The following is a 20,747-nucleotide window of genomic DNA, read 5'->3' on the forward strand; positions in this document are numbered from 1 at the left end:
CGACAGCTTCTTCGACCGCGACGCCCAGACCCTGGCCAAGGCCCTGCTCGGCAAGGTAATCCGCCATCGTCAGGGCGAGCTGTGGCTGTCGGCGCGCATCATCGAGACCGAAGCCTATTACGTCACCGACAAGGGCAGCCACGCCTCGCTGGGCTACACCGAAAAACGCAAGGCCCTGTTCCTCGATGGCGGCCACATCTACATGTACTACGCCCGTGGCGGCGATTCGCTCAACTTCAGCGCCCACGGCCCCGGCAACGCGGTGCTGATCAAGTCGGCCTACCCCTGGGTGGATGCCGTCAGCGACCACAACAGCCTGGCGCAGATGCAGCTGAACAACCCCGATGCCAGCGGCCAGCCGCGCGCCGATCAGCGCCTGTGTGCCGGCCAGACCCTGCTGTGCAAGGCCCTGGGGCTGAAAGTCCCGCACTGGGACGCCCAGCGTTTCGACCCCGAGCGGCTGTTCGTCGAAGACTGCGGCATAACCGTGAAACACATTATTCAGACCACACGCCTGGGCATTCCCCAAGGGCGCGACGAACATCTGCCCTACCGTTTCGTCGACGCCGACTTCGCCGCGCACTGCACCCGGAACCCACTGCGCCGTGGGCAAGTCGAAGGCCGCGACTATTTCTTACTGACACAAGGAAACTGACACCATGGGCCCATGGCTCGACAGCCTGACCGGCTGGCTGACCGCGAACCCGCAATGGCTCGGCCTGGCAATCTTCATCGTGGCCTGCGTCGAATGCCTGGCCATCGCCGGGCTCATCGTGCCCGGCACCATCCTGCTGTTCGCCGTGGCGGTTCTCGCCGGCAGCGGCGCACTGGGCCTGAGCGAAACCCTGCTGCTGGGCTTTCTGGGCGGGCTGCTGGGCGATGCGATTTCCTACACCCTGGGCCGGCGCTTCCACCAGAACATCCGGCGCCTGCCGCTGCTGCGCCACCACCCCGAATGGATCGGCAGCGCCGAGAGCTACTTCCAGCGCTATGGCATCGCCAGCCTGCTGGTGGGGCGCTTCATCGGCCCGCTGCGGCCGATGCTGCCGATGGTGGCGGGCATGTTCGACATGCCCTTGCCACGCTTCATCGCCGTCAGCCTGTTGGCAGGTGCCGGCTGGGCGGTGGCCTACCTGCTGCCCGGCTGGGCCACCGGCGCGGCCATGCGCCTGCCGCTGCCCGAAGGGTTCTGGACCGAAGCAGGCATCATCGCCGCCGGCCTCGCACTATTGATCGGCCTGAGCATCAGCACCAGCCTGCGCAGCAAGCGCTACGGCACACGGCTGATCGCCGGCCTGAGCCTGGTAATGCTGGCTGCGGTGTTCATCGGCTGGCCGTACCTGAACGATTTCGACCAGGGCCTGATGACCCTGGTGCAGGAACACCGCCGCGCCACGCTGGACGGCACCATCGTACTGATCACCCGCCTGGGCGACTTCCGCACGCAGTTCGTGGTGGGCGGTGTGCTCACCGGCCTGCTGCTGCTGAGCCGGCAGTGGCGCCCGGCGATCTTCGCCGCCTGCACGCTGATGGGCACGGCGCTGGCCAACGGCACACTCAAGTGGCTGTTCGCCCGCGCGCGCCCCGAAGTGCTCAGCGACCCGCTGACCTCCTACAGCATGCCCAGTGGCCACAGTTCGGCGTCATTCGCGTTCTTTCTGACGCTGGCGGTGCTGGCCGGTCGTGGCCAGCCGCCACGCATGCGCCTGACCTGGATTCTGCTGGGGTGCCTGCCGGCGATGTCGATTGCCCTGTCCAGGGTCTACCTGGGTGCACACTGGCCCACCGACATCCTCGCCGGCTCGCTGCTGGCCTGCTGCGTGTGCGCCGCCAGCCTGAGCCTGGTGCAGCACCGCGAACCGCTCGGCGCCATGCCGCTCAAGGTGTGGTGGCTGATCCTGCCGGCCTGCGCCGGCACCCTGGCGTTCTTCGCCCTGCATGCCTTGCCCCATGCCCTGCTGCGCTACCAGTACTGAGACCTAGGCGAACAACTCGCCCTGCAGCCGCTCGAGCAGCGCCTGGATCGCGTCCAGGCGCTGGCGGGGCGAATCGATGGCCAGCAGGTCGAGCTTGTCTTCATCCTCGAAGGGCAGCAGGTAGGCCAGCTGGTTGGCCAGTGCCTGCTGGCCGATGACTTCGACCGGCATGTCCAGTGCCGCCACCATCGGGTGCTCGCCCAGCGCGCCGAGCAAGGCCAGCAGGTCGTGATCGTCCTCCTCCAGGGGGGCGTCGGGCTGTTCGCTGCGCCAGTTCACGTCGGCCAGCAGCAGTTGGTCCTTCTGCACCTCGTAGGGGCCGACATCGAAGCGCCGCACACCTTCGACGCGAATGCCCAGCAGGCCGTTGTCCTGCTGCTGGAAGTCGCGTATCAACGCCTCGCAGCCGATTGTCGCGAACCCCGACGGGGCATTGCCCACCTGCTCGCCTTCGAGGATGCACACCACGCCGAACCCGCCGCCCTGCTTCATGCAGCGGCCGATCATGTCCAGGTAACGCGCCTCGAAGATCTGCAGGTCGAGCTTGCAGCCGGGGAACAGCACGGTATTGAGTGGAAACAGGGGCAATGTCATCGAATATCCTCAGGCAACCAGGCTGACCGCCAACGGCAGGAACACCGCCGTGACCACTCCCATCAGGCTCATGCCCAGGGCCGCGAAGGCCCCGGTTTCCTCGCTTTCTTCCAACGCCACCGCCGTGCCCACCGCGTGCGCACTGATGCCCAGTGCCATGCCGCGGGCTTCCGGGCTGCTCACCCCGCAGGCCGACAGCAGGGCCGGGCCGAAGATCGCCCCGATCACCCCGGTGATCAGCACGAACACTGCCGCCAGCGCCGCCACCCCGCCGATCTGCTCGGCCACCAGCATCGCAATCGGCGAAGTCACCGACTTGGGCGCCATGGTCATCAGGATCATGTGTTCGGCACCGAACCACCAGCCCAGCAACAGGCAGGCACAGGTCGCGACCAGGCCGCCGATTACCAGCGTAGTCAAGGTCGGCCACAACAGCTGGCGAATACGCCGCAGGTTCAGGTAGAGCGGGACCGCCAGGGCCACGGTGGCCGGGCCCAGCAGGATGTTCATGATTTCGGTGCTCTTGCGGTACTCGGCGTAGGACACGCCGCACGTCACCAGTACACCGATCACCACCAGCATCGATACCAGTACCGGCTGCAGGAAGATCCAGCGGGTCTTGTCATAGGCCGCCAACACCAGCTGATAGGCCCCCAGGGTAATACCGATGCCGAACAGCGGGTGGTGGATGACCGCATCGAGGGCGCCGTGCCAGTCCAGGCTCATGGCTTTTCCTCACGACGGGCCTGACGGGCAATCATCTTCTGCATGAGCACGCCACAGAACGCCAGGGCGATCAGCACCGACAGCACCAGCGAACCGACGATGGCCCAGAAGTCGGCAGCAATGTCGGCGGCGTACACCATCACCCCCACCGCCGGCGGCACCAGCAGCAACGGCAGGTAGCGCAGCAGGCTGCTGGCCGCCTCGCTCAACGGCGCACTGACCTCGCCGCGCAGCATCAGGTACGCCAGCAACAGCACCAGCCCGATGATCGGCCCCGGCAGCATCGACAGAAACAGGTGATTGATCGCCGTCCCCAGCAACTGGAACAGCACGAGCCACGTCAAACCACGCAACAACATTGCACTTCTCCCTCAGGCCTGGCGGCCATTATAAGCACGCTAACGACTGGTCTATACCCCGATATTCGCTGAAACAACGGTGACTTGACCGCATCCGGTCGGCGTGCTGATCTTAAGCAGTCGAACCTGTAGCAGTCACAACAAAATCAAAGACAACCAGGAGAGTCGCAATGCCCTATGTACCCGTTGCAGAGCTGGCGCAGTACGTTGGAAAGGAACTGGGACGTTCCGAGTGGCTGACCATCGACCAGGAGCGCATCAACCTGTTCGCCGAGGCTACCGGCGACTTCCAGTTCATTCATGTGGACCCGGTGAAGGCGGCAAAAACGCCATTTGGCAGCACCATTGCCCACGGTTTTCTCACCCTTTCGCTGATTCCCAAGCTGATGGAAGACATCCTCGTGCTGCCCGAGGGGCTGAAGATGGTCGTCAACTATGGCCTGGACAGCGTGCGCTTCATCCAGCCGGTGAAGGTCGGTTCGCGGGTTCGGCTCAAGGTCGACCTGAGCGAGGCCGTCGAGAAGAAACCGGGCCAGTGGCTGCTCAAGGCCACCACCACCCTGGAAATCGAAGGCCAGGACAAACCCGCCTATATCGCCGAGCCGCTGTCGCTCTGCTTCGTCTGACCCGCCCAAGGTGAAACAGCTGCCAGCGGCTGTTTCACCCGCGACAAACTGCGGCATACTCGGGGCCTGACTTGCCCGGACCCCGCCATGCGCCCATTCGTACCCCTTGCCCTGACCCTGCTGCTCGCCGCCTGTGGCGACGGTGAACCGCTGTCACCGCCCGATGCCCGCCTGCCCGATGGCGGCCGCTACCGTGGCGACGTGGTCAATGGCCTGCTGCAGGGCCCGGGGCGCATCGACTACCCCAATGGCAGCTGGTATGCCGGCAACTTCCAGCAGGGCCAGTGGCAGGGCCGCGGCGAATGGCACGGCAGCAATGGCGAGGTGTACCGCGGCGAGTTCCAGCAGGGTCTGTTTCACGGCCAGGGCGAGCTGACCACCCCGGGCAACCACTACAGCGGCGGCTTCAAGCTTGGCCGGCGTGACGGCGAAGGCACCCTCAGGGAAGGCCAGGTACAGTATCGCGGGCAGTTCAAGGACGACCAGTACAACGGCGCCGGCGAACTGACCCTGGCCGACGGCAGCCAGTACCAGGGCCTGTTCGCCAAGGGCAAACCCCACGGCGAAGGCATCCGCAGCGATGCCAGTGGCAACCAGTTCAGCGGGCGCTTCGTCGACGGCCAGTTACAGGGCAGCGGCACCTTCAACAGCGCCGAAGGCGACCAGTACATCGGTGAATTCAAGGACAACCACCTGCAAGGTCGTGGCCGTTACGAAAACGCCGATGGCGATGTGTGGATCGGCCAGTTCCGCGACGGCTCGCTGACCGGCAAGGGCGAGCTGTTCGGCAGCGACGGCAGCCACTACAAGGGCGAGTTTCGCGACTGGCGCTTCGCCGGCCAGGGCCGCCTGCAATTGCCCGACGGCAGCCTGTACGTCGGCGGTTTCGAAAACGACACCTACCAGGGCAAAGGCCGGCTGACGCAGGTCGACGGCAGCGTCGAAAGCGGCCACTGGGTCAACGGCCTGCGCGTGCGCGACGAACACGGGCGCCTGTTGCCCGACCCCCTGGAGCTGGCCCTGCTCAAGCAGGGCACCCTGCTCGACAAGGCGCTGGCCCAGGTACCGGCCTCTACCCCGGCAATCGAGCTGTACAGCCTGGCCCTGGCCGGCGATGGCAACCAGAGCGTGTTCATGCGCGAGGCCGACTACGTCAGCGACATGCTCAAGACCCGTTTCGGTGCCACTGGCCAGGTCGCCCTGGTCAACCACCGCGACCACATGGCCGACCGCCCCCTGGCCACCCGCGAGAACCTGGCGCGGGCCGCACGCACCCTGGCCGAGCGCAGCGGCCCCGAAGACCTGGTGTTCATCTACCTGACCAGCCACGGCAGCCACGAACATGAACTGGTGCTGGATCTGCCGCGCCTGCAACTGGCCGACCTGCCCGCCGATGAACTCTCGGCCGCGCTTGCCCCACTAAAGGAACGTGACAAGATAATCGTGATCTCTGCGTGCTACTCGGGGGGTTACATCGATTCACTCAAGGACGACAAGACCTTGATCATGACCGCATCGCGTGCCGACCGGGTGTCGTTCGGCTGCTCCGAAGAGGCCGACTTCACCTATTTCGGCGAAGCACTGTTCGCCCGGGCACTGAACCAGACCGACGACCTGCAGCAGGCCTTCGAACTGGCCAAGACCACGGTGCAGCAGCGCGAGCAGGCCGATGGCTTCGAGGCTTCCGAACCTCAGCTGTGGGCGCCGCAACGGGTGCTGCAGCACTGGCAGAAACTGCGCCAGCAACAGGCACGAAAAGCACTGCAAAGTGCCGGTGCGGTACAAGCAGAAAATACAAGCAGCCACTAAGCTGACTGTATCAAGGGAGAGACATCATGTACCTGACGCCTCAGCACATCCTGATTGCCGGAGCCACCGGGCTGACTGGTGAGCATTTGCTGGATCGGCTGCTCAACGAGCCAACCGTGAGCCGTGTGCTGGCCCCCACGCGCCGGCCGCTGGCCGAACACCCGCACCTGGAGAACCCGGTCGGCGACCCGGCGGTGTTCCTGCCGCAGTTGAGCGGCCGCGTGGACATCGCCTTCTGCTGCCTGGGCACCACCATCAAACAGGCAGGTTCGGAAACGGCGTTTCGCGCCGTCGACCTGGACATGGTGGTGGCGTTCAGCAAGCGAGCGCGGGAAATGGGTGCACGGCACCTGCTGGTGGTCAGCGCGATTGGCGCCGACCCCAAGTCGTCGGTGTTCTACAACCGGGTCAAGGGCGAGATGGAACAGGCACTCATGGCGCAGGACTGGCCGCAATTGACCATCGCGCGGCCGTCGGTGCTGCTGGGCGAGCGTATCGAGCCTCGGCTCGGTGAACAGTTTGCCGGGCCGTTGTCGCGGCTGCTGCCGGGCAAGTACCGCGGCATCGAAGCCTGCCAGCTGGCGCGGGCGCTGTGGCGCCTGGCGCTGGAAGAGCAGGACGGGGTCCGGACCGTGGAGTCCGATGAACTGCGTAGATTGGGTAAGTAATTCAAAGGCCTCATCGCGGGTCGAGCCCGCTCCCACAAGGACAGCTCAGCCCCTTGTGGGAGCGGGCTCGACCCGCGATGAGGCCGCTGGCTACAACCCGCCGGTAGCCTGAAACCCCACCCCCAGCACCGTCAGCACCGACAACGGCAGCAACACCGTATCGAGCAGTGCACTGCCCGGCAGGTCCAGCCCCGGGTACGCCGGTGCCGGCGCGCCAAAACGGTCTTCAGGGCAGCAACCGCCCTGCAGCGCATACAGATCCAGCCGCGTCCCCGAATACACCACCGGTGCCCCCGGCTTGGCCGCATCCAGCGTGCGCACCGTGGCGCAGCCGCTGCTCAGTGCCAGCACCGCCAGGCCTGCCACCAGCAGCGCCTTCACTCCTCGCCGCCAACATGATGCTCGCCCCAGCGCGGCAGCATGTCCTGCGGAACATCCAGCAGGTTGAGAATCCGCGCCACCACAAAGTCCACCAGGTCGTCGATGGTCTGCGGTTGGTGATAGAAGCCCGGCGAGGCCGGCAATATCACCGCGCCCATCTGCGACAGCTTGAGCATGTTCTCCAGGTGGATGGTCGAGAAAGGCGCCTCGCGCGGCACCAGAATCAACTGCCGACGCTCCTTCAAGGTCACGTCCGCGGCCCGCTCGATCAGGTTGTTGCAGGCCCCGGCGGCGATTGCCGACAGCGTGCCGGTGGAACAGGGCACCACCACCATCGCTGCCGGCGCCCCGGAGCCCGAGGCCACCGGCGACATCCAGTCCTCGCGCCCGTATACCCGGATCTGCCCGGCCGCAGCGCCGGTGTACTCGGTCAGAAACGCCTGGATCGACTGCGGCTTGGCCGGCAACACCACGTCGGTCTCGGTCGACATCACCAGTTGCGCAGCCTTGGAGATCAGAAAATGCACCTCGCGGTCTTCACGCACCAGGCAATCGAGCAGGCGCAACCCGTACTGCGCCCCGGAGGCACCGGTCATGGCCAGCGTGATGCGCTCCGGGCCGCTCATCGCAGTGCCTCGGCCAGCTTGCCGTGCAGCCCGCCAAAGCCGCCGTTGCTCATGATCACCACCTGGGTGCCCGGCGCGGCCTGGCTTTTGACCCGCTCGATGATCGCCTCGAGACTGTCGGCGACAACCGACGGCACCGTGCACTCGGCGGCGGTGGCGGCCAGGTCCCAGCCCAGATTGGGCGGTGCATACCAGATCACCTGGTCGGCATCGCACACGCTCTGGGGCAGGCCATCACGGTGGGCGCCCAGCTTCATGGAGTTGGAGCGCGGCTCGATCACCGCGATCAACGGGGCGTCGCCGATGCGCTTGCGCAGCCCGTCGAGGGTGGTGGCAATGGCGGTCGGATGGTGGGCAAAGTCATCATAGATGGTCACACCCTGGACTTCAGCGACCTTTTCCATGCGCCGCTTGACGCTCTTGAACGCGCTCAAGGCGGCAATCCCGATGGCCGGCACCACGCCCACATGGCGGGCAGCGGCCAGGGTGGCCAGGGCGTTGGCCACGTTGTGCTGGCCGGTCAGCTCCCACTCCACCACGCCCTGGGCTTGGCCTTCAAAACTGACTTCGAAGCGCGATCCGTCGGCGCTGAGCAGTTTCACCTGCCACTGACCACCGGCGCCGGTGGTCTGCACCGGGGTCCAGCAGCCCATCTCGATCACCTTCTGCAGGGCCGGCTCGGTGGTGGGGTGAATGACCAGGCCTTCGCTCGGGATGGTGCGCACCAGATGGTGGAACTGGCGCTCGATGGCAGCCAGATCAGGGAAGATGTCTGCGTGATCGAACTCGAGGTTGTTCAAAATGGCGGTGCGCGGACGGTAGTGCACGAACTTGGAACGCTTGTCGAAGAACGCGCTGTCGTACTCGTCGGCCTCGACCACGAAGAACGGCGTGGCGCCCAGGCGCGCCGACACCGAGAAGTTCTGCGGCACACCGCCGATCAGAAAGCCGGGGCTCATCCCGGCATGCTCCAGCACCCAGGCCAGCATGCTGCTGGTGGTGGTCTTGCCGTGGGTACCGGCCACGGCCAGTACCCAGCGGCCCTGCAGCACGTGGTCAGCCAGCCACTGCGGGCCCGACACGTAGGGCAGGCCCTTGTTCAGCACGTACTCCACCGCCGGGTTGCCCCGCGACAGTGCGTTGCCGATCACCACCAGGTCGGGGACCGGCTCCAGCTGGGCGGCGTCATAGCCTTGATGCAGCTCGATGCCCTGGGCCTGGAGCTGGGTGCTCATGGGGGGATAGACGTTGGCGTCGGAGCCGGTGACGCGGTGGCCAAGCTCCTTGGCCAGCACCGCCAGCGAGCCCATGAAAGTACCGCAGATACCGAGAATATGAATGTGCATGGTCGACCTCACGAAACGTGGAGGCAGGGTAGCTTAGGGTGGGAAAAATCGCATCCTGAGTTTGCCTAGGCGCCCCGTGCAATCCCGTGCTTGCGCAGCTTGCGGTACAGCGTATTGCGGCTGACCCCCAGTTGCGCCGCCACCTGGGTCATGTGCCAGCGCTTGTGCTCCAGCGCCTGCAGCAGCGCGGCCCGCTCGGCGTCGTCCAGCGGGTGTTCGGCCTGCGGCCTGGCAACCCTGGGCTCGAGCGCTGCCGGGGGCTGGCGCACTACCGGCGGCAGGTCGTCGAATGCGATGCGGCCATCCTCGCACAGGGCCACCAGGGTACGCAGCACATTGCGCAACTGGCGCACGTTGCCGGGCCAGGCAAACTCCAGCAGCGCCCGGCGTGCCGACGGCTCTAGCCGCACAGGTTGGCCCGCGGCCTCCTCGGCCAGGACAAAGTCGAGCAACTGCGCCTTGTCGCTGCGCTCACGCAATGCCGGCAGGGCGACCTCCAGGCCATTGAGGCGGTAATACAGGTCTTCGCGAAAGCTGCCGGCCTCGACCCGGCCCAGCAGGTCACGGTGGGTGGCACTGATGATGCGCACATCCACCGCCTGCGGCTCGCCGCCGATCGGTACCACCTGGCGCTCCTCGAGCACCCGCAGCAGGCGCGTCTGCAGGGCCAGCGGCATGTCGCCGATCTCGTCCAGCAGCAAGGTGCCGCCGTCGGCCTGTTGCAGCTTGCCGCGCATGCCCTCCTTGCGCGCCCCGGTAAAGCTGCCGCCGCGATAGCCGAACAGCTCGCTCTCGATCAGGCTCTCCGGGATCGACGCACAGTTGAGCGCGACGAACGGTTTGCCCGCGCGCTGGCTGGCCTGGTGCACGGCCTTGGCGAAGGCCTCCTTGCCGCACCCGGTTTCGCCGTTGAGCAGCAGCGGCACGTCGCGCTCGAACACCCGCAGCGCACGCCGAAAATCCTGTTGCAGTGCCGGGTCGACCAGGCAGATGCGTTGTGCCGGCATTGGCGTGCTGGTGGCCGACGGCGCAAGCGGTGGCGCCATCGCACGGGCCTGGCCGCGCAGGCTGGCGAACAGCACACGGCCATCGCGGGTACGCAGCGGCCAGCTGGTGCTGGCGGCCGCCGTGGCACGCCCGAGCAGTTCATCCAGCGCGCAGTCGAAAAACGCCTCCACTGGCTGGCCGAGCAGCCCACCGCGTGCCGTTGCCAGCAGGTTCAGCGCACTCTGGTTGACCGCACAGATACGCCCCTCGCCATCGAACGCCAGCAGCCCCTCGCTGAACAGCCCGACCGATTCGGCCTGCAGGTGAAAGCGCAACAGCCAGTGGTTTTCGAAATGGCGCAGGAAGTAGCAGCTCTCGATCATCTTGGCCGAGAGGTTGACCAGCGCCATGGTGTGGAACTGGCTCTGGCGCGACATGTCGGGGCGCGCCGACGATACGTCGAGCACTGCCAGCAGCTCGCCCTGCGGATCGAACACCGGGCTGGCTGAGCACGTCAGCCCGGTATGGCGCCCGCGAAAGTGTTCATCCTGGTGAATGGTCAGGGCCTGGCGCTCGACCAGGCAGGTGCCGATACCGTTGGTGCCTTCGCAGGCCTCGCTCCAGTCGGCGCCCAGCCAGAGCCCGGCGCGCTCGAAGATGCGCCGCTCGGTGGGTGCGGTGACGCAGTTGAGGATCACCCCGCGCGCATCGGTCAGCAGAACCGCGTGCCCGGCGCCGCAGAGTTGCTGATGCAGGCTGTTCATCTCGTTGCCGGCGATCTGCAGCACCTGCTGCATGCGCTCACGGCTCTCCAGCAGCCGCCCGTGCTCGAGCACGGTGGGCGCAACGCTCTGGGCCGGGTCGAGGTGGTAGTCCTCCAGGCAGCGCAGCCAGGAACGGGCGATCGACGGGTCGCTGCCCGGCCCCTGCAACAGCGCCTTGCCCTGGGTGACGGTGAGCACTTGCCGGGCGTGCCGGCTCAGATGATTGCTCTGCACTTTTTATTGTTCTCCGCACACGAGATGAACCCAGCATCCTCCTGCCGCCAGTGCATTGCAATGGTGGCGGGACCGTCGGGTCACGTTGTGTGCCACAACGGGTACAGAGTGTCACCCAGGCTGTGCCGGGGCTGGCACACAGCGCCTGCGGGGCGCCCTCCGCGCGGCGCCAAGCCCTTGATTTCACTAGGCCACCGGGCAGTGGCCCGTGCCTTGCACTACGCTTTACATCCTCCCTACAAGCACAATAGCCAGGAGACACACCATGCGTTACGCACATCCCGGTACCGACGGCGCGATCGTTTCCTTCAAGAGCCGCTACGGCAACTACATCAACGGCGAGTTCGTGCCACCGGTCAAAGGCGAGTACTTCACCAACACCTCGCCGGTCAACGGCCAGCCGATTGCCGAGTTCCCACGCTCCAGTGCCGAAGACATCGACAAAGCGCTGGACGCCGCCCATGCGGCCGCCGATGCCTGGGGCACCACCTCGGTGCAGGCACGCTCGCTGATCCTGCTGAAAATCGCCGACCGCATCGAGCAGAACCTCGAACTGCTGGCCATCACCGAAACCTGGGACAACGGCAAGGCGGTACGCGAAACCCTCAACGCCGACATCCCGCTGGCCGCCGATCACTTTCGCTACTTCGCCGGCTGCCTGCGCGCCCAGGAAGGCAGCGCCGCTGAAATCGACGGCAACACCGTGGCCTATCACATCCACGAACCGCTGGGCGTGGTCGGGCAGATCATCCCGTGGAACTTCCCGATCCTGATGGCCGCCTGGAAGCTAGCCCCGGCCCTGGCCGCCGGCAACTGCGTGGTGCTCAAGCCGGCCGAACAGACCCCGCTGGGCATCAGCGTGCTGCTCGAAGTGATCGGCGACCTGCTGCCACCGGGCGTGCTCAACGTGGTGCAGGGCTATGGCCGTGAAGCCGGCGAAGCGCTGGCCACCAGCAAGCGCATCGCGAAGATCGCCTTCACCGGCTCCACCCCGGTGGGTTCGCACATCATGAAATGCGCCGCCGAGAACATCATCCCCAGCACAGTGGAGCTGGGCGGCAAGTCGCCGAACATCTTCTTCGAAGACATCATGCAGGCCGAGCAGAGCTTCATCGAGAAGGCCGCCGAAGGCCTGGTGCTGGCGTTCTTCAACCAGGGCGAGGTGTGTACCTGCCCGTCGCGCGCACTTGTGCAGGAATCGATCTACCCGGCGTTCATGCAGGAGGTGATGAAGAAGATCAAGCAGATCAAGCGTGGCGACCCGCTGGACACCGACACCATGGTCGGCGCCCAGGCCTCCGAGCAGCAGTTCGACAAGATTCTTTCGTACCTGGAAATCGCCGAGCAGGAAGGCGCCGAACTGCTCACGGGCGGCAAGGTGGAAAAACTCGAGGGCAACCTGTCGACCGGTTACTACATCCAGCCGACCCTGCTCAAGGGCACCAACAAGATGCGCGTGTTCCAGGAAGAGATCTTCGGCCCGGTGGTCAGCATCACCACCTTCAAGGACGAAGCCGAGGCCCTGGCCATTGCCAACGACACCGAATTCGGCCTGGGCGCCGGTGTATGGACCCGCGACATCAACCGCGCCTATCGCATGGGCCGCGGCATCAAGGCTGGCCGCGTATGGACCAACTGCTACCACCTGTACCCGGCGCACGCCGCGTTTGGCGGGTACAAGAAGTCCGGCGTGGGTCGTGAAACCCACAAGATGATGCTCGACCACTACCAGCAGACCAAGAACCTGCTGGTGAGCTACGACATCAATCCACTGGGCTTCTTCTAGGAAGCCCGGCTGCAAGCGGCAAGCTTCAAGCAGCAAGAAAAAGCAGACCCCATGCGATTTGCCTTCTCTTGCGGCTTGCAGCTTGAAGCTTGCAGCTGTTCTGGCCCCTTTCGTGCAAGACCATCACCACAGGCCGGCACCCGCCGGTGACTAAAAAAAGAACAGGTGAATCCCCATGCCAAGCGATCATTCCGGCAACGCGCCGGCTTCCGTCGATTTCGAAAAGGTCGGTTCCGAGTATTTCCAGCAACGTGAACTGAAAAAAGGTGCCGCAGGCTGGGTCCTGCTGGTGGGTCTGGGCGTCGCCTACGTGATCTCCGGCGACTACGCCGGGTGGAACTTCGGCCTGGCCCAGGGTGGCTGGGGCGGCATGTTCCTGGCCACGCTGCTGATGGCCACGATGTACCTGTGCATGTGCTTTTCGCTGGCCGAACTGTCCTCGATGATCCCCACCGCCGGCGGTGGCTACGGCTTCGCCCGCAGCGCCTTCGGGCCCTGGGGCGGGTTTCTGACCGGCACCGCGATCCTCATCGAATACGCCATCGCCCCCGCCGCCATCGCGGTGTTCATCGGCGCGTACTGCGAATCGCTGTTCGGCATCGGCGGCTGGGTGATCTACCTGGCGTTCTACATCATCTTCATCGGCATCCACATTTTCGGCGTGGGCGAAGCGCTCAAGCTGATGTTCATCATCACCGCCGTGGCCGCGATTGCCCTGGCGGTGTTCCTGATCGCGATGGTGCCGCACTTCGATTCGAACAACCTGTTCGACATCGCCAAGACCGACGCAGCCGGCGCCAGCAGCTTCCTGCCGTTCGGCTACGTCGGCGTGTGGGCGGCAATCCCCTATGCCATCTGGTTCTTCCTGGCGGTCGAAGGCGTGCCGCTGGCCGCCGAAGAAACCAAGAACCCCAAGCGCGACCTGCCCCGCGGCCTGATCGGTGCGATGCTGGTGCTGCTCAGCTTCGCGCTGCTGATCCTGGTGATCGGCCCGGGCGGCGCCGGCGCCGAAGCGCTGAAAAGCTCGGGCAACCCACTGGTGGAGGCGCTGGCCAAGGCCTACGGCGGCTCGACCTGGATGGGCGGCTTCGTCAACCTGGTGGGCCTGGCTGGCCTGATCGCCAGCTTCTTCTCGATCATCTACGCCTATTCGCGGCAGATCTTCGCCCTGTCGCGCGCCGGCTACCTGCCGCGCAAGCTGTCGCAGACCAACCGCAGCAAGGCTCCGGTACTGGCGCTGATCATCCCCGGCATCATCGGCTTTGCGCTGTCGCTGACCGGCCAGGGCGACCTGCTGATTCTGGTGGCGGTATTCGGCGCTACGCTGTCCTATGTACTGATGATGGCCGCGCACATCACCCTGCGCATAAAACGCCCCAAAATGGAGCGTCCGTACCGGACCCCGGGCGGCATCTTCACCTCGGGCGTGGCGCTGGTGCTGGCCTGCCTGGCGGTGGTCGCAGGTTTCCTGGTCGACCCACGGGTGGTGATTGGCGCTGCGATCATCTATGGCGTGCTGATTGCGTACTTTGCCTTCTACAGCCGACACCACCTGGTGGCCGGCACGCCGGAGGAAGAGTTTGCCGCGATCCAGAAGGCCGAAGAGGCCTTGCACTGACCGCCCCGCGCCGCAGGCCTGGCCTGCGGCGCCATGGAGATTGCGTATGAGCAGTTTTGTACACACGGTGGGCACCCAGACCTACCGCTTCGACAGCCTCAAGGACGTCATGGCCAAGGCCAGCCCGGCCCGCTCCGGCGACTTTCTCGCCGGGGTGGCGGCCGGCAACGACGCCGAACGGGTGGCCGCGCAGATGGCGCTGGCCGATATCCCGCTCAGTCACTTCCTCAGCGAGGCGCTGATCCCTTACGAAGACGACGAAGTCACCCGCCTGATCATCGACACCCACGACAAACAGGCCTTTGCCGCCGTCAGCCACCTGACCGTGGGCGGGCTGCGCGACTGGCTGCTGAGCGAGCAGGCCGACGAAGACAGCCTGCGCGCCCTGGCACCGGGGCTGACCCCGGAAATGGCCGCTGCGGTCTCGAAGATCATGCGCGTGCAGGACCTGGTGCTGGTGGCGCAGAAGATCCGCGTGGTCACGCGCTTTCGCGGCACCCTGGGCCTGCGCGGGCGCCTGTCCACCCGCCTGCAGCCCAACCACCCCACGGATGAGCCGGCCGGCATCGCCGCGAGCATTCTCGACGGCCTGCTGTACGGCAACGGCGACGCAATGATCGGCATCAACCCGGCCACCGACAGTATCGCCTCGATCTGTGCCCTGCTGGAGATGCTCGACGCGATCATCCAGCGCTACGACATACCCACCCAGGCCTGCGTGCTGACCCACGTCACCACCTCGATCGAGGCCGTCAACCGCGGCGTACCGCTGGACCTGGTGTTCCAGTCCATTGCCGGCACCGAGGCGGCCAATGCCAGTTTCGGCATCAACCTCAACCTGTTGCAGGAAGGCTACGACGCCGGCCTGAGCCTGAACCGCGGTACCCTCGGGCAGAACCTGATGTACTTCGAGACTGGCCAGGGCAGCGCGCTGTCGGCCAACGCGCACCATGGCGTCGACCAGCAGACCTGCGAAACCCGGGCCTATGCCGTGGCACGGCATTTCAAGCCGTTTCTGGTCAACACCGTGGTCGGCTTCATCGGCCCGGAGTACCTGTACAACGGCAAGCAGATCATCCGCGCCGGCCTGGAAGACCACTTCTGCGGCAAGCTGCTGGGCGTGCCGATGGGCTGCGATATCTGCTACACCAACCATGCCGAGGCCGACCAGGACGACATGGACACGCTGCTGACGCTGCTGGGTGTGGCCGGGATCAACTTCATCATGGGCATCCCCGGCTCCGACGACATCATGCTCAACTACCAGACCACCTCGTTCCACGACGCGCTGTACGCACGCCAGACCCTGGGCCTGAAACCGGCCCCGGAGTTCGAGGCGTGGCTGGCGCGCATGGGCATCTTCACCCAGGCCGATGGCCGGGTGCGGTTTGGCGACAACCTGCCACCGGCCTTCCGCCAGGCGCTGGCGCAACTGGGATAAGCGAGCCATGGACAAGCAACCCACGCAGCACGACAACAGCGACAACCCCTGGCTCGACCTGCGCCGCCTGACCCCGGCGCGCATCGCCCTGGGGCGCACCGGTACCAGCCTGCCGACCCGCGCACAACTGGACTTCCAATGCGCCCACGCGCAGGCCCGCGATGCCGTGCACCTGGCATTCGACCATGCGGGCCTGCGCGAACAGCTGAGCGAACGCGGGCGCGACAGCATCCTCTTGCACAGCGCCGCCAGCGACCGCCACAGCTACCTGCAACGCCCGGACCTGGGGCGGCGCCTGCATGAGGAATCGGCCCGGCAACTGCGCGAGCATGCCCAGGCCAACCCGGGCGGGGTCGACCTGGCGATCATCGTGGCCGACGGCCTCTCGGCCCTGGCGGTGCACCGGCACACGCTGCCGTTTCTCAACCGTCTGCAGGAGCACATCGATGCCGAGGGATGGTCCACCGCCCCGGTGGTGCTGGTGGAGCAGGGCCGGGTGGCGGTGGCCGATGAAGTCGGCGAATTGCTGGGCGCGAAAATGACCGTGATCCTGATCGGCGAACGTCCGGGCCTGAGCTCCCCCGACAGCCTGGGCCTGTATTTCACCTACAGCCCCAGGGTCGGCCTCACCGACGCCTACCGCAACTGCATTTCCAACGTACGCCTGGAGGGGCTGAGCTACGGCATGGCCGCCCACCGCCTGCTGTACCTGATGCGCGAGGCCTGCCGTCGGCAGCTCTCGGGGGTCAACCTGAAGGATGAAGCCCAGGTCCAGACCCTGGAATCAGACGCCGACACCCCTAAAAATGGAAACTTCTTACTCGGCAATGATTGAGAACTGACCACTTTTTAGCGGATTGCGCTTTTTTCGCGCTTTAGGCAGCATCTGGGGTGACGGCTGCCCGAGGTTCGCCGCCACTCCCCATGGACCCGAGGCCTGCTTATGCGAATTATCAAAGCAACTCTTGAGCATCTGGATCTGCTCGCCCCTCTGTTCGTCAAATACCGCGAGTTCTATGGGCAATTGCCCTATCCGGACTCTTCGCGCTCGTTTCTGGAAAAACGCCTGGAGCGCGACGAGTCGATCATCTACCTGGCGCTGCCGGACGACGATGACAACAAGCTGATGGGTTTCTGTCAGCTGTACCCGAGCTTTTCGTCGCTGTCGCTCAAGCGCGTATGGATACTCAATGACATCTATGTGGCCGAAGACTCGCGGCGCATGCTGGTGGCCGACAACCTGATGCGCGAGGCGAAGAAACTGGCCAAGGACACCAACGCTGTGCGCCTGCGTGCCTCGACCAGCAGCGACAACGAGGTGGCAATGAAGACCTACGAGTCGATGGGGTTCAAGGCAGATACCGAGTTCAAGAGCTATATCCTCCCGATCCATTCCGACTGACGGGCATCCTTCGTCAGCAAAGCCGGCTTCCACAGGTCTGCGCACTGGCCATGTAGGCGCCAGCCTTGCTGGCGATGGGCTGCATGGCAGCCCCGCTGCGCTGGGGCCCAGAAATCCGCCGCTACAAACTGCTCCGCCATAATCACGCCATGCCCGTATAATGCGGCCTTTCAATTTGTGTGAAATTTTACCCTTACCTCGGGTAACGGCTACACACTTCGCACTGCCAGTCCTCGCATGCCCGTAGAGCCGGGTCTTGAACAAGGTGCCGTACATGGATTTCAACCCGCTGGACCTCATTCTGCATCTCGATACCTACCTCGATTTGCTGGTCAACAATTACGGTCCGTGGATCTACGCCATCCTGTTCCTGGTGATCTTCTGCGAGACCGGCCTGGTCGTCATGCCGTTCCTGCCGGGCGATTCGCTGCTGTTCATCGCCGGTGCCGTGGCCGCCGGCGGCGGCATGGACCCGGTACTGCTGTGCGGCCTGCTGATGGCGGCAGCCATCCTGGGCGACAGCACCAACTACGTGATCGGGCGAACGGCCGGGGAACGCCTGTTCCGCAACCCCGACTCGAAGATCTTCCGCCGCGACTACCTGCAGCAGACCCACGACTTCTACGAACGCCATGGCGGCAAGACCGTCACCCTGGCGCGCTTCCTGCCGATCCTGCGCACCTTCGCGCCTTTCGTCGCGGGCCTGGCAAAAATGGTCTATCCGCGTTTTCTGATGTTCAGCGTCGCCGGCACCATCCTGTGGGTGTGCGGCCTGATGACGCTGGGCTACTTCTTCGGCAACGTGCCGTTCATCAAGTCCAACCTGTCGCTGATGATCGTGGCGATCATCCTGCTGTCGCTGGTGCCGATGATCATCGGCCTGGTGCGCAGCCGCATGGGCCGTGGCCAGGCCAAGGCCCAGTAACCCGCGCACATGTGGAGCCTGAGCGCCTGGCGGCGCCGTCGTACCCTGGCCCGCTACCCGATCGAGCCGCAGCAGTGGCAGCGTGTACGCGAGGGCCTGCCGATGCTCGACGGCATCAGCGACGAAGAAGATCACTGGCTGCGTGAAGCCTGCATCCTGTTCCTGCAGCAAAAGCACCTCACCACCCTGCCCGGCGTCGACGCCGATGCCGAGCAGCGCCTGCACCTGGCGGCCCAGGCGCAACTGCCGCTGCTGCACCTGGGCGATCTGAACTGGTACCAGGGCTTCCATGAAATCGTGCTCTACCCCGATGACTTCGTCAGCCCCCAGCGCCACCGTGATGCCAGCGGTGTGGAGCATGAATGGGACGGCGAACACAGTGGCGAGGCCTGGCAGCAGGGCCCGGTGATCCTGGCCTGGCCCGGGGTGCTGGCCAGCGGTGGCTGGGAAGGCTACAACCTGGTGATTCACGAACTGGCGCACAAGCTCGACATGCTCAACGGCGATGCCAATGGCCTGCCGCCGCTGCATGACAGCATGCGCGTGGCGGACTGGGCGCAGGCCATGCAGCAGGCCTACGACGATCTCAACCGCCAGCTTGACCGCAACCCCGATGCCGAAACGGCCATCGACCCCTACGCCGCGGAAAACCCGGCCGAATTCTTCGCCGTGACCAGCGAATACTTCTTCAGTGCCCCGGACCTGCTGATGCAGGCCTACCCCGCGGTTTACGCGCAACTGAGCGCGTTCTACCGCCAGGATCCGCTGGCCCGCCTGCAACAACTGCAACGTAGCCATCCGCACTACCAGCACACGACTAATTGACCAGGCCGGGCATCTGGCCGGGCGTGGCAAGCGTTACGGAATGTGCCTATAATCGCGACCAATTTTTGGCCAAACATGGGGGCAATGCCCAATGAGCTACAGCAAGATTCCGGCTGGCAAAGACCTGCCGAACGACATCTACGTCGCCATCGAGATTCCAGCCAACCACGCACCGATCAAGTACGAGATCGACAAGGACAGCGATTGCCTGTTCGTGGACCGCTTCATGGCCACCCCGATGTTCTACCCGGCCAACTACGGCTTCATCCCCAACACCCTGGCTGACGACGGTGATCCGCTGGACGTGCTGGTGGTGACCCCGTACCCGGTAGCGCCAGGTTCGGTGATCCGTGCTCGCCCGGTCGGTATCCTGCACATGACCGACGACGGCGGCGGCGACGCCAAGGTCATCGCCGTACCGCACGACAAGCTGTCGCAGCTGTACGTCGACGTCAAAGAGTACACCGACCTGCCGGCACTGCTGCTGGAGCAGATCAAGCACTTCTTCGAGAACTACAAGGATCTGGAGAAAGGCAAGTGGGTCAAGATCGACGGCTGGGGTGACGCAGAAGCGGCCCGTGCCGAGATCACCAAGTCGGTGGCAGCCTACAAGGGCTAAGCACTGCGCTTGAGGAAAAGCCCCGCGATTGCGGGGCTTTTTTGCATCTGCGGCTCGCTGCTTGAACCAACAGCGTCCGATTATTCCTACAACACCAACAGAACCCCCTGTAATACCCCCGCTTTTGCCCGCGAAACACTTCAACCCAATGTTTATATAAACCCTTCTTTTCCCTCACTAAACTCAATCACCATGAATACATCTGGTGATCGTTTGAAAGCGCTCCTGCGCGAGTGCAACCTGACCGCTTCCGACTTTGCCGCTCAGCGCGGGGTGACGCCGCAGCATGTGAACAACTGGTTCCAGCGCGGCGTGCCCATGGCGCGTCTGGACGAGATTGCCGAGCTGCTGTGCGTACGCCCTCGCTGGCTGCGCACCGGCGAGGGCCCCAAGCACCACAATCCGCTGCCGAGGGTCAGCCGCAACCGTGGCGAGCAGGAGCTGCAGGCCCCGGACCACAGCCTGTTCGCTGCGCATGGCGAGCAGGACGTGCTGCTGCCCTTCTACCATGCGCAGCCCCGGCAGTTTGCCGAAATCCCTGGCCGCCACCTGCGTTTGCCGCGCTGTGCGCTGGACAACCTCGGGGTCGATGCTGCGCAGGCGCTTTGCGTGAGCATGCCCGACTACAACATGAACCCCTTGCTGCAGTACGGCGCGACCTTGGCGATAGACCGCAGCCTGACCCGCGTGATCGAGGGCGAGATATACGCGCTGCTGCACAACGGGCGCTTGCGCGTGCACACCTTGAGCGAACGGGCCAATGGCGCATTGCGTCTGCACAGCCATGACGGTGACGAATTTCCGAGCGAAACCTACAGCCTGTCGCAAATCCGCAACCAGGGTCTGGAGGTGCTGGGGTGGGTGTTCTGGTGGGCTCACCTGCGGGATGATCGCCCGCGCTAAAGCGGTTGCAGCGTTTTTTTTTGCTGGGCATTGCGATCCATTCCCAGTATGCTGTGCCGCACTCAAGCCCCGGTTGCAGCCTTGCATCCTGAGGGCGTGGCGCGGCACACACTGCCCCCGCCACCCCCGGCC

21 protein-coding genes are annotated in these 20,747 nt (G+C 65.0%); 14 read left to right on the top strand and 7 right to left on the bottom strand.

Annotated elements, in window-relative coordinates:
* Together JZZ72_RS25775 and JZZ72_RS25780 are read left to right on the top strand one after the other, a co-directional pair.
* On the top strand, positions 1 to 655 hold a 655-nt coding region (locus tag JZZ72_RS25775; protein WP_210015382.1), incomplete at its 5' end, for a DNA-3-methyladenine glycosylase.
* A gap of 4 nt (positions 656 to 659) precedes the next feature.
* Positions 660 to 1,976, top strand: coding sequence for a bifunctional DedA family/phosphatase PAP2 family protein (locus tag JZZ72_RS25780; RefSeq protein ID WP_054916340.1), 1,317 nt, complete (start codon positions 660 to 662; stop codon positions 1,974 to 1,976).
* Between the two features lie 3 nt (positions 1,977 to 1,979).
* Here the strand turns inward: JZZ72_RS25780 and JZZ72_RS25785 are convergent, their stop codons facing one another.
* The 3 genes from JZZ72_RS25785 to JZZ72_RS25795 are packed head-to-tail and all read right to left on the bottom strand — an operon-like array spanning position 1,980 to position 3,655.
* Complete coding sequence (locus JZZ72_RS25785; RefSeq protein WP_043863910.1) at positions 1,980 to 2,570, bottom strand: LON peptidase substrate-binding domain-containing protein; 591 nt, start codon at positions 2,568 to 2,570, stop codon at positions 1,980 to 1,982.
* Between the two features lie 9 nt (positions 2,571 to 2,579).
* Positions 2,580 to 3,290, bottom strand: coding sequence for an LrgB family protein (locus JZZ72_RS25790; protein ID WP_173925073.1), 711 nt, complete (start codon positions 3,288 to 3,290; stop codon positions 2,580 to 2,582).
* 2 nt (positions 3,291 to 3,292) lie between these two features.
* Positions 3,293 to 3,655, bottom strand: a complete 363-nt coding sequence (locus JZZ72_RS25795; protein ID WP_043863912.1) for a CidA/LrgA family protein — start codon at positions 3,653 to 3,655, stop codon at positions 3,293 to 3,295.
* Positions 3,656 to 3,825: 170 nt separating this feature from the next.
* On the opposite strand from JZZ72_RS25795, the gene JZZ72_RS25800 reads away from it, so the two are divergent.
* The 3 genes from JZZ72_RS25800 to JZZ72_RS25810 all read left to right on the top strand — a co-directional run bounded on the left by JZZ72_RS25800 (position 3,826) and on the right by JZZ72_RS25810 (position 6,758).
* Positions 3,826 to 4,281 carry a MaoC family dehydratase gene (locus JZZ72_RS25800; protein WP_100634123.1) on the top strand — a complete coding sequence of 152 codons (456 nt, stop codon included), beginning with the start codon at positions 3,826 to 3,828 and terminating at the stop codon, positions 4,279 to 4,281.
* Positions 4,282 to 4,368: 87 nt separating this feature from the next.
* A complete protein-coding gene (locus JZZ72_RS25805) occupies positions 4,369 to 6,090 on the top strand; it encodes a C13 family peptidase (protein WP_210015383.1) in 1,722 nt (573 codons plus the stop codon).
* Positions 6,091 to 6,116: 26 nt separating this feature from the next.
* Positions 6,117 to 6,758 (top strand): oxidoreductase, encoded by a 642-nt coding sequence (locus tag JZZ72_RS25810; protein ID WP_043863915.1) that lies wholly within the window; start codon positions 6,117 to 6,119, stop codon positions 6,756 to 6,758.
* 90 nt (positions 6,759 to 6,848) lie between these two features.
* On the opposite strand, the gene JZZ72_RS25815 is transcribed toward JZZ72_RS25810, so the two are convergent.
* The 4 genes from JZZ72_RS25815 to JZZ72_RS25830 all read right to left on the bottom strand — a co-directional run bounded on the left by JZZ72_RS25815 (position 6,849) and on the right by JZZ72_RS25830 (position 11,096).
* Positions 6,849 to 7,139: a YceK/YidQ family lipoprotein gene (locus JZZ72_RS25815; RefSeq protein WP_043863916.1), complete on the bottom strand. Its 291-nt coding sequence runs from the start codon at positions 7,137 to 7,139 to the stop codon at positions 6,849 to 6,851.
* Entirely contained in the window at positions 7,136 to 7,765 is a 630-nt protein-coding gene (ubiX, locus tag JZZ72_RS25820) for a flavin prenyltransferase UbiX (protein WP_210015384.1), read from the bottom strand. The genes JZZ72_RS25815 and ubiX overlap by 4 nt, the downstream gene beginning before the upstream one ends.
* On the bottom strand, positions 7,762 to 9,111 hold the full coding sequence (mpl, locus tag JZZ72_RS25825) for a UDP-N-acetylmuramate:L-alanyl-gamma-D-glutamyl-meso-diaminopimelate ligase (protein WP_210015385.1): 1,350 nt from the start codon (positions 9,109 to 9,111) through the stop codon (positions 7,762 to 7,764). The genes ubiX and mpl overlap by 4 nt, the downstream gene beginning before the upstream one ends.
* Before the next feature lie 65 nt (positions 9,112 to 9,176).
* Positions 9,177 to 11,096 carry a sigma-54-dependent Fis family transcriptional regulator gene (locus JZZ72_RS25830; RefSeq protein ID WP_210015386.1) on the bottom strand — a complete coding sequence of 640 codons (1,920 nt, stop codon included), beginning with the start codon at positions 11,094 to 11,096 and terminating at the stop codon, positions 9,177 to 9,179.
* A 265-nt stretch (positions 11,097 to 11,361) separates the two neighbouring features.
* On the opposite strand from JZZ72_RS25830, the gene exaC reads away from it, so the two are divergent.
* The 9 genes from exaC (at position 11,362) to JZZ72_RS25875 (ending at position 20,615) form a co-directional block, all read left to right on the top strand.
* Positions 11,362 to 12,882 carry an acetaldehyde dehydrogenase ExaC gene (gene exaC / locus JZZ72_RS25835; RefSeq protein WP_210015387.1) on the top strand — a complete coding sequence of 507 codons (1,521 nt, stop codon included), beginning with the start codon at positions 11,362 to 11,364 and terminating at the stop codon, positions 12,880 to 12,882.
* 175 nt (positions 12,883 to 13,057) lie between these two features.
* Positions 13,058 to 14,500, top strand: coding sequence for an ethanolamine permease (eat, locus tag JZZ72_RS25840; protein WP_043863921.1), 1,443 nt, complete (start codon positions 13,058 to 13,060; stop codon positions 14,498 to 14,500).
* A gap of 46 nt (positions 14,501 to 14,546) precedes the next feature.
* Positions 14,547 to 15,941, top strand: a complete 1,395-nt coding sequence (locus tag JZZ72_RS25845) for an ethanolamine ammonia-lyase subunit EutB (protein ID WP_054916335.1) — start codon at positions 14,547 to 14,549, stop codon at positions 15,939 to 15,941.
* Positions 15,942 to 15,948: 7 nt separating this feature from the next.
* Positions 15,949 to 16,776: an ethanolamine ammonia-lyase subunit EutC gene (eutC, locus tag JZZ72_RS25850; RefSeq protein ID WP_054916334.1), complete on the top strand. Its 828-nt coding sequence runs from the start codon at positions 15,949 to 15,951 to the stop codon at positions 16,774 to 16,776.
* Between the two features lie 108 nt (positions 16,777 to 16,884).
* On the top strand, positions 16,885 to 17,343 hold the full coding sequence (locus JZZ72_RS25855) for a GNAT family N-acetyltransferase (protein WP_043863924.1): 459 nt from the start codon (positions 16,885 to 16,887) through the stop codon (positions 17,341 to 17,343).
* A gap of 274 nt (positions 17,344 to 17,617) precedes the next feature.
* Positions 17,618 to 18,268, top strand: a complete 651-nt coding sequence (locus tag JZZ72_RS25860; protein WP_210015388.1) for a DedA family protein — start codon at positions 17,618 to 17,620, stop codon at positions 18,266 to 18,268.
* Positions 18,269 to 18,277: 9 nt separating this feature from the next.
* Positions 18,278 to 19,093: a M90 family metallopeptidase gene (locus tag JZZ72_RS25865; protein ID WP_043863925.1), complete on the top strand. Its 816-nt coding sequence runs from the start codon at positions 18,278 to 18,280 to the stop codon at positions 19,091 to 19,093.
* A 91-nt stretch (positions 19,094 to 19,184) separates the two neighbouring features.
* Positions 19,185 to 19,712 carry an inorganic diphosphatase gene (ppa, locus tag JZZ72_RS25870; protein WP_043863926.1) on the top strand — a complete coding sequence of 176 codons (528 nt, stop codon included), beginning with the start codon at positions 19,185 to 19,187 and terminating at the stop codon, positions 19,710 to 19,712.
* 192 nt (positions 19,713 to 19,904) lie between these two features.
* Positions 19,905 to 20,615 carry a LexA family transcriptional regulator gene (locus JZZ72_RS25875; protein WP_054916333.1) on the top strand — a complete coding sequence of 237 codons (711 nt, stop codon included), beginning with the start codon at positions 19,905 to 19,907 and terminating at the stop codon, positions 20,613 to 20,615.
* Positions 20,616 to 20,747: the final 132 nt, after the last annotated feature.

Source organism: Pseudomonas palmensis (genome assembly GCF_017848315.1).
Classification (GTDB): domain Bacteria; phylum Pseudomonadota; class Gammaproteobacteria; order Pseudomonadales; family Pseudomonadaceae; genus Aquipseudomonas; species Aquipseudomonas palmensis.

What these genes read in the sequence shown, in the direction of transcription:
- JZZ72_RS25795 (WP_043863912.1), bottom strand. Translation starts at nt 3,655, where the DNA reads ATGTTGTTGCGTGGTTTGACGTGGCTCGTGCTGTTCCAGTTGCTGGGG.
- JZZ72_RS25860 (WP_210015388.1), top strand. Translation starts at nt 17,618, where the DNA reads ATGGATTTCAACCCGCTGGACCTCATTCTGCATCTCGATACCTACCTC.
- eutC (WP_054916334.1), top strand. Translation starts at nt 15,949, where the DNA reads ATGGACAAGCAACCCACGCAGCACGACAACAGCGACAACCCCTGGCTC.
- mpl (WP_210015385.1), bottom strand. Translation starts at nt 9,111, where the DNA reads ATGCACATTCATATTCTCGGTATCTGCGGTACTTTCATGGGCTCGCTG.
- JZZ72_RS25780 (WP_054916340.1), top strand. Translation starts at nt 660, where the DNA reads ATGGGCCCATGGCTCGACAGCCTGACCGGCTGGCTGACCGCGAACCCG.
- JZZ72_RS25800 (WP_100634123.1), top strand. Translation starts at nt 3,826, where the DNA reads ATGCCCTATGTACCCGTTGCAGAGCTGGCGCAGTACGTTGGAAAGGAA.
- ubiX (WP_210015384.1), bottom strand. Translation starts at nt 7,765, where the DNA reads ATGAGCGGCCCGGAGCGCATCACGCTGGCCATGACCGGTGCCTCCGGG.
- JZZ72_RS25805 (WP_210015383.1), top strand. Translation starts at nt 4,369, where the DNA reads ATGCGCCCATTCGTACCCCTTGCCCTGACCCTGCTGCTCGCCGCCTGT.
- JZZ72_RS25865 (WP_043863925.1), top strand. Translation starts at nt 18,278, where the DNA reads ATGTGGAGCCTGAGCGCCTGGCGGCGCCGTCGTACCCTGGCCCGCTAC.
- JZZ72_RS25845 (WP_054916335.1), top strand. Translation starts at nt 14,547, where the DNA reads ATGAGCAGTTTTGTACACACGGTGGGCACCCAGACCTACCGCTTCGAC.
- JZZ72_RS25875 (WP_054916333.1), top strand. Translation starts at nt 19,905, where the DNA reads ATGAATACATCTGGTGATCGTTTGAAAGCGCTCCTGCGCGAGTGCAAC.
- eat (WP_043863921.1), top strand. Translation starts at nt 13,058, where the DNA reads ATGCCAAGCGATCATTCCGGCAACGCGCCGGCTTCCGTCGATTTCGAA.
- exaC (WP_210015387.1), top strand. Translation starts at nt 11,362, where the DNA reads ATGCGTTACGCACATCCCGGTACCGACGGCGCGATCGTTTCCTTCAAG.
- JZZ72_RS25785 (WP_043863910.1), bottom strand. Translation starts at nt 2,570, where the DNA reads ATGACATTGCCCCTGTTTCCACTCAATACCGTGCTGTTCCCCGGCTGC.
- JZZ72_RS25855 (WP_043863924.1), top strand. Translation starts at nt 16,885, where the DNA reads ATGCGAATTATCAAAGCAACTCTTGAGCATCTGGATCTGCTCGCCCCT.
- JZZ72_RS25810 (WP_043863915.1), top strand. Translation starts at nt 6,117, where the DNA reads ATGTACCTGACGCCTCAGCACATCCTGATTGCCGGAGCCACCGGGCTG.
- ppa (WP_043863926.1), top strand. Translation starts at nt 19,185, where the DNA reads ATGAGCTACAGCAAGATTCCGGCTGGCAAAGACCTGCCGAACGACATC.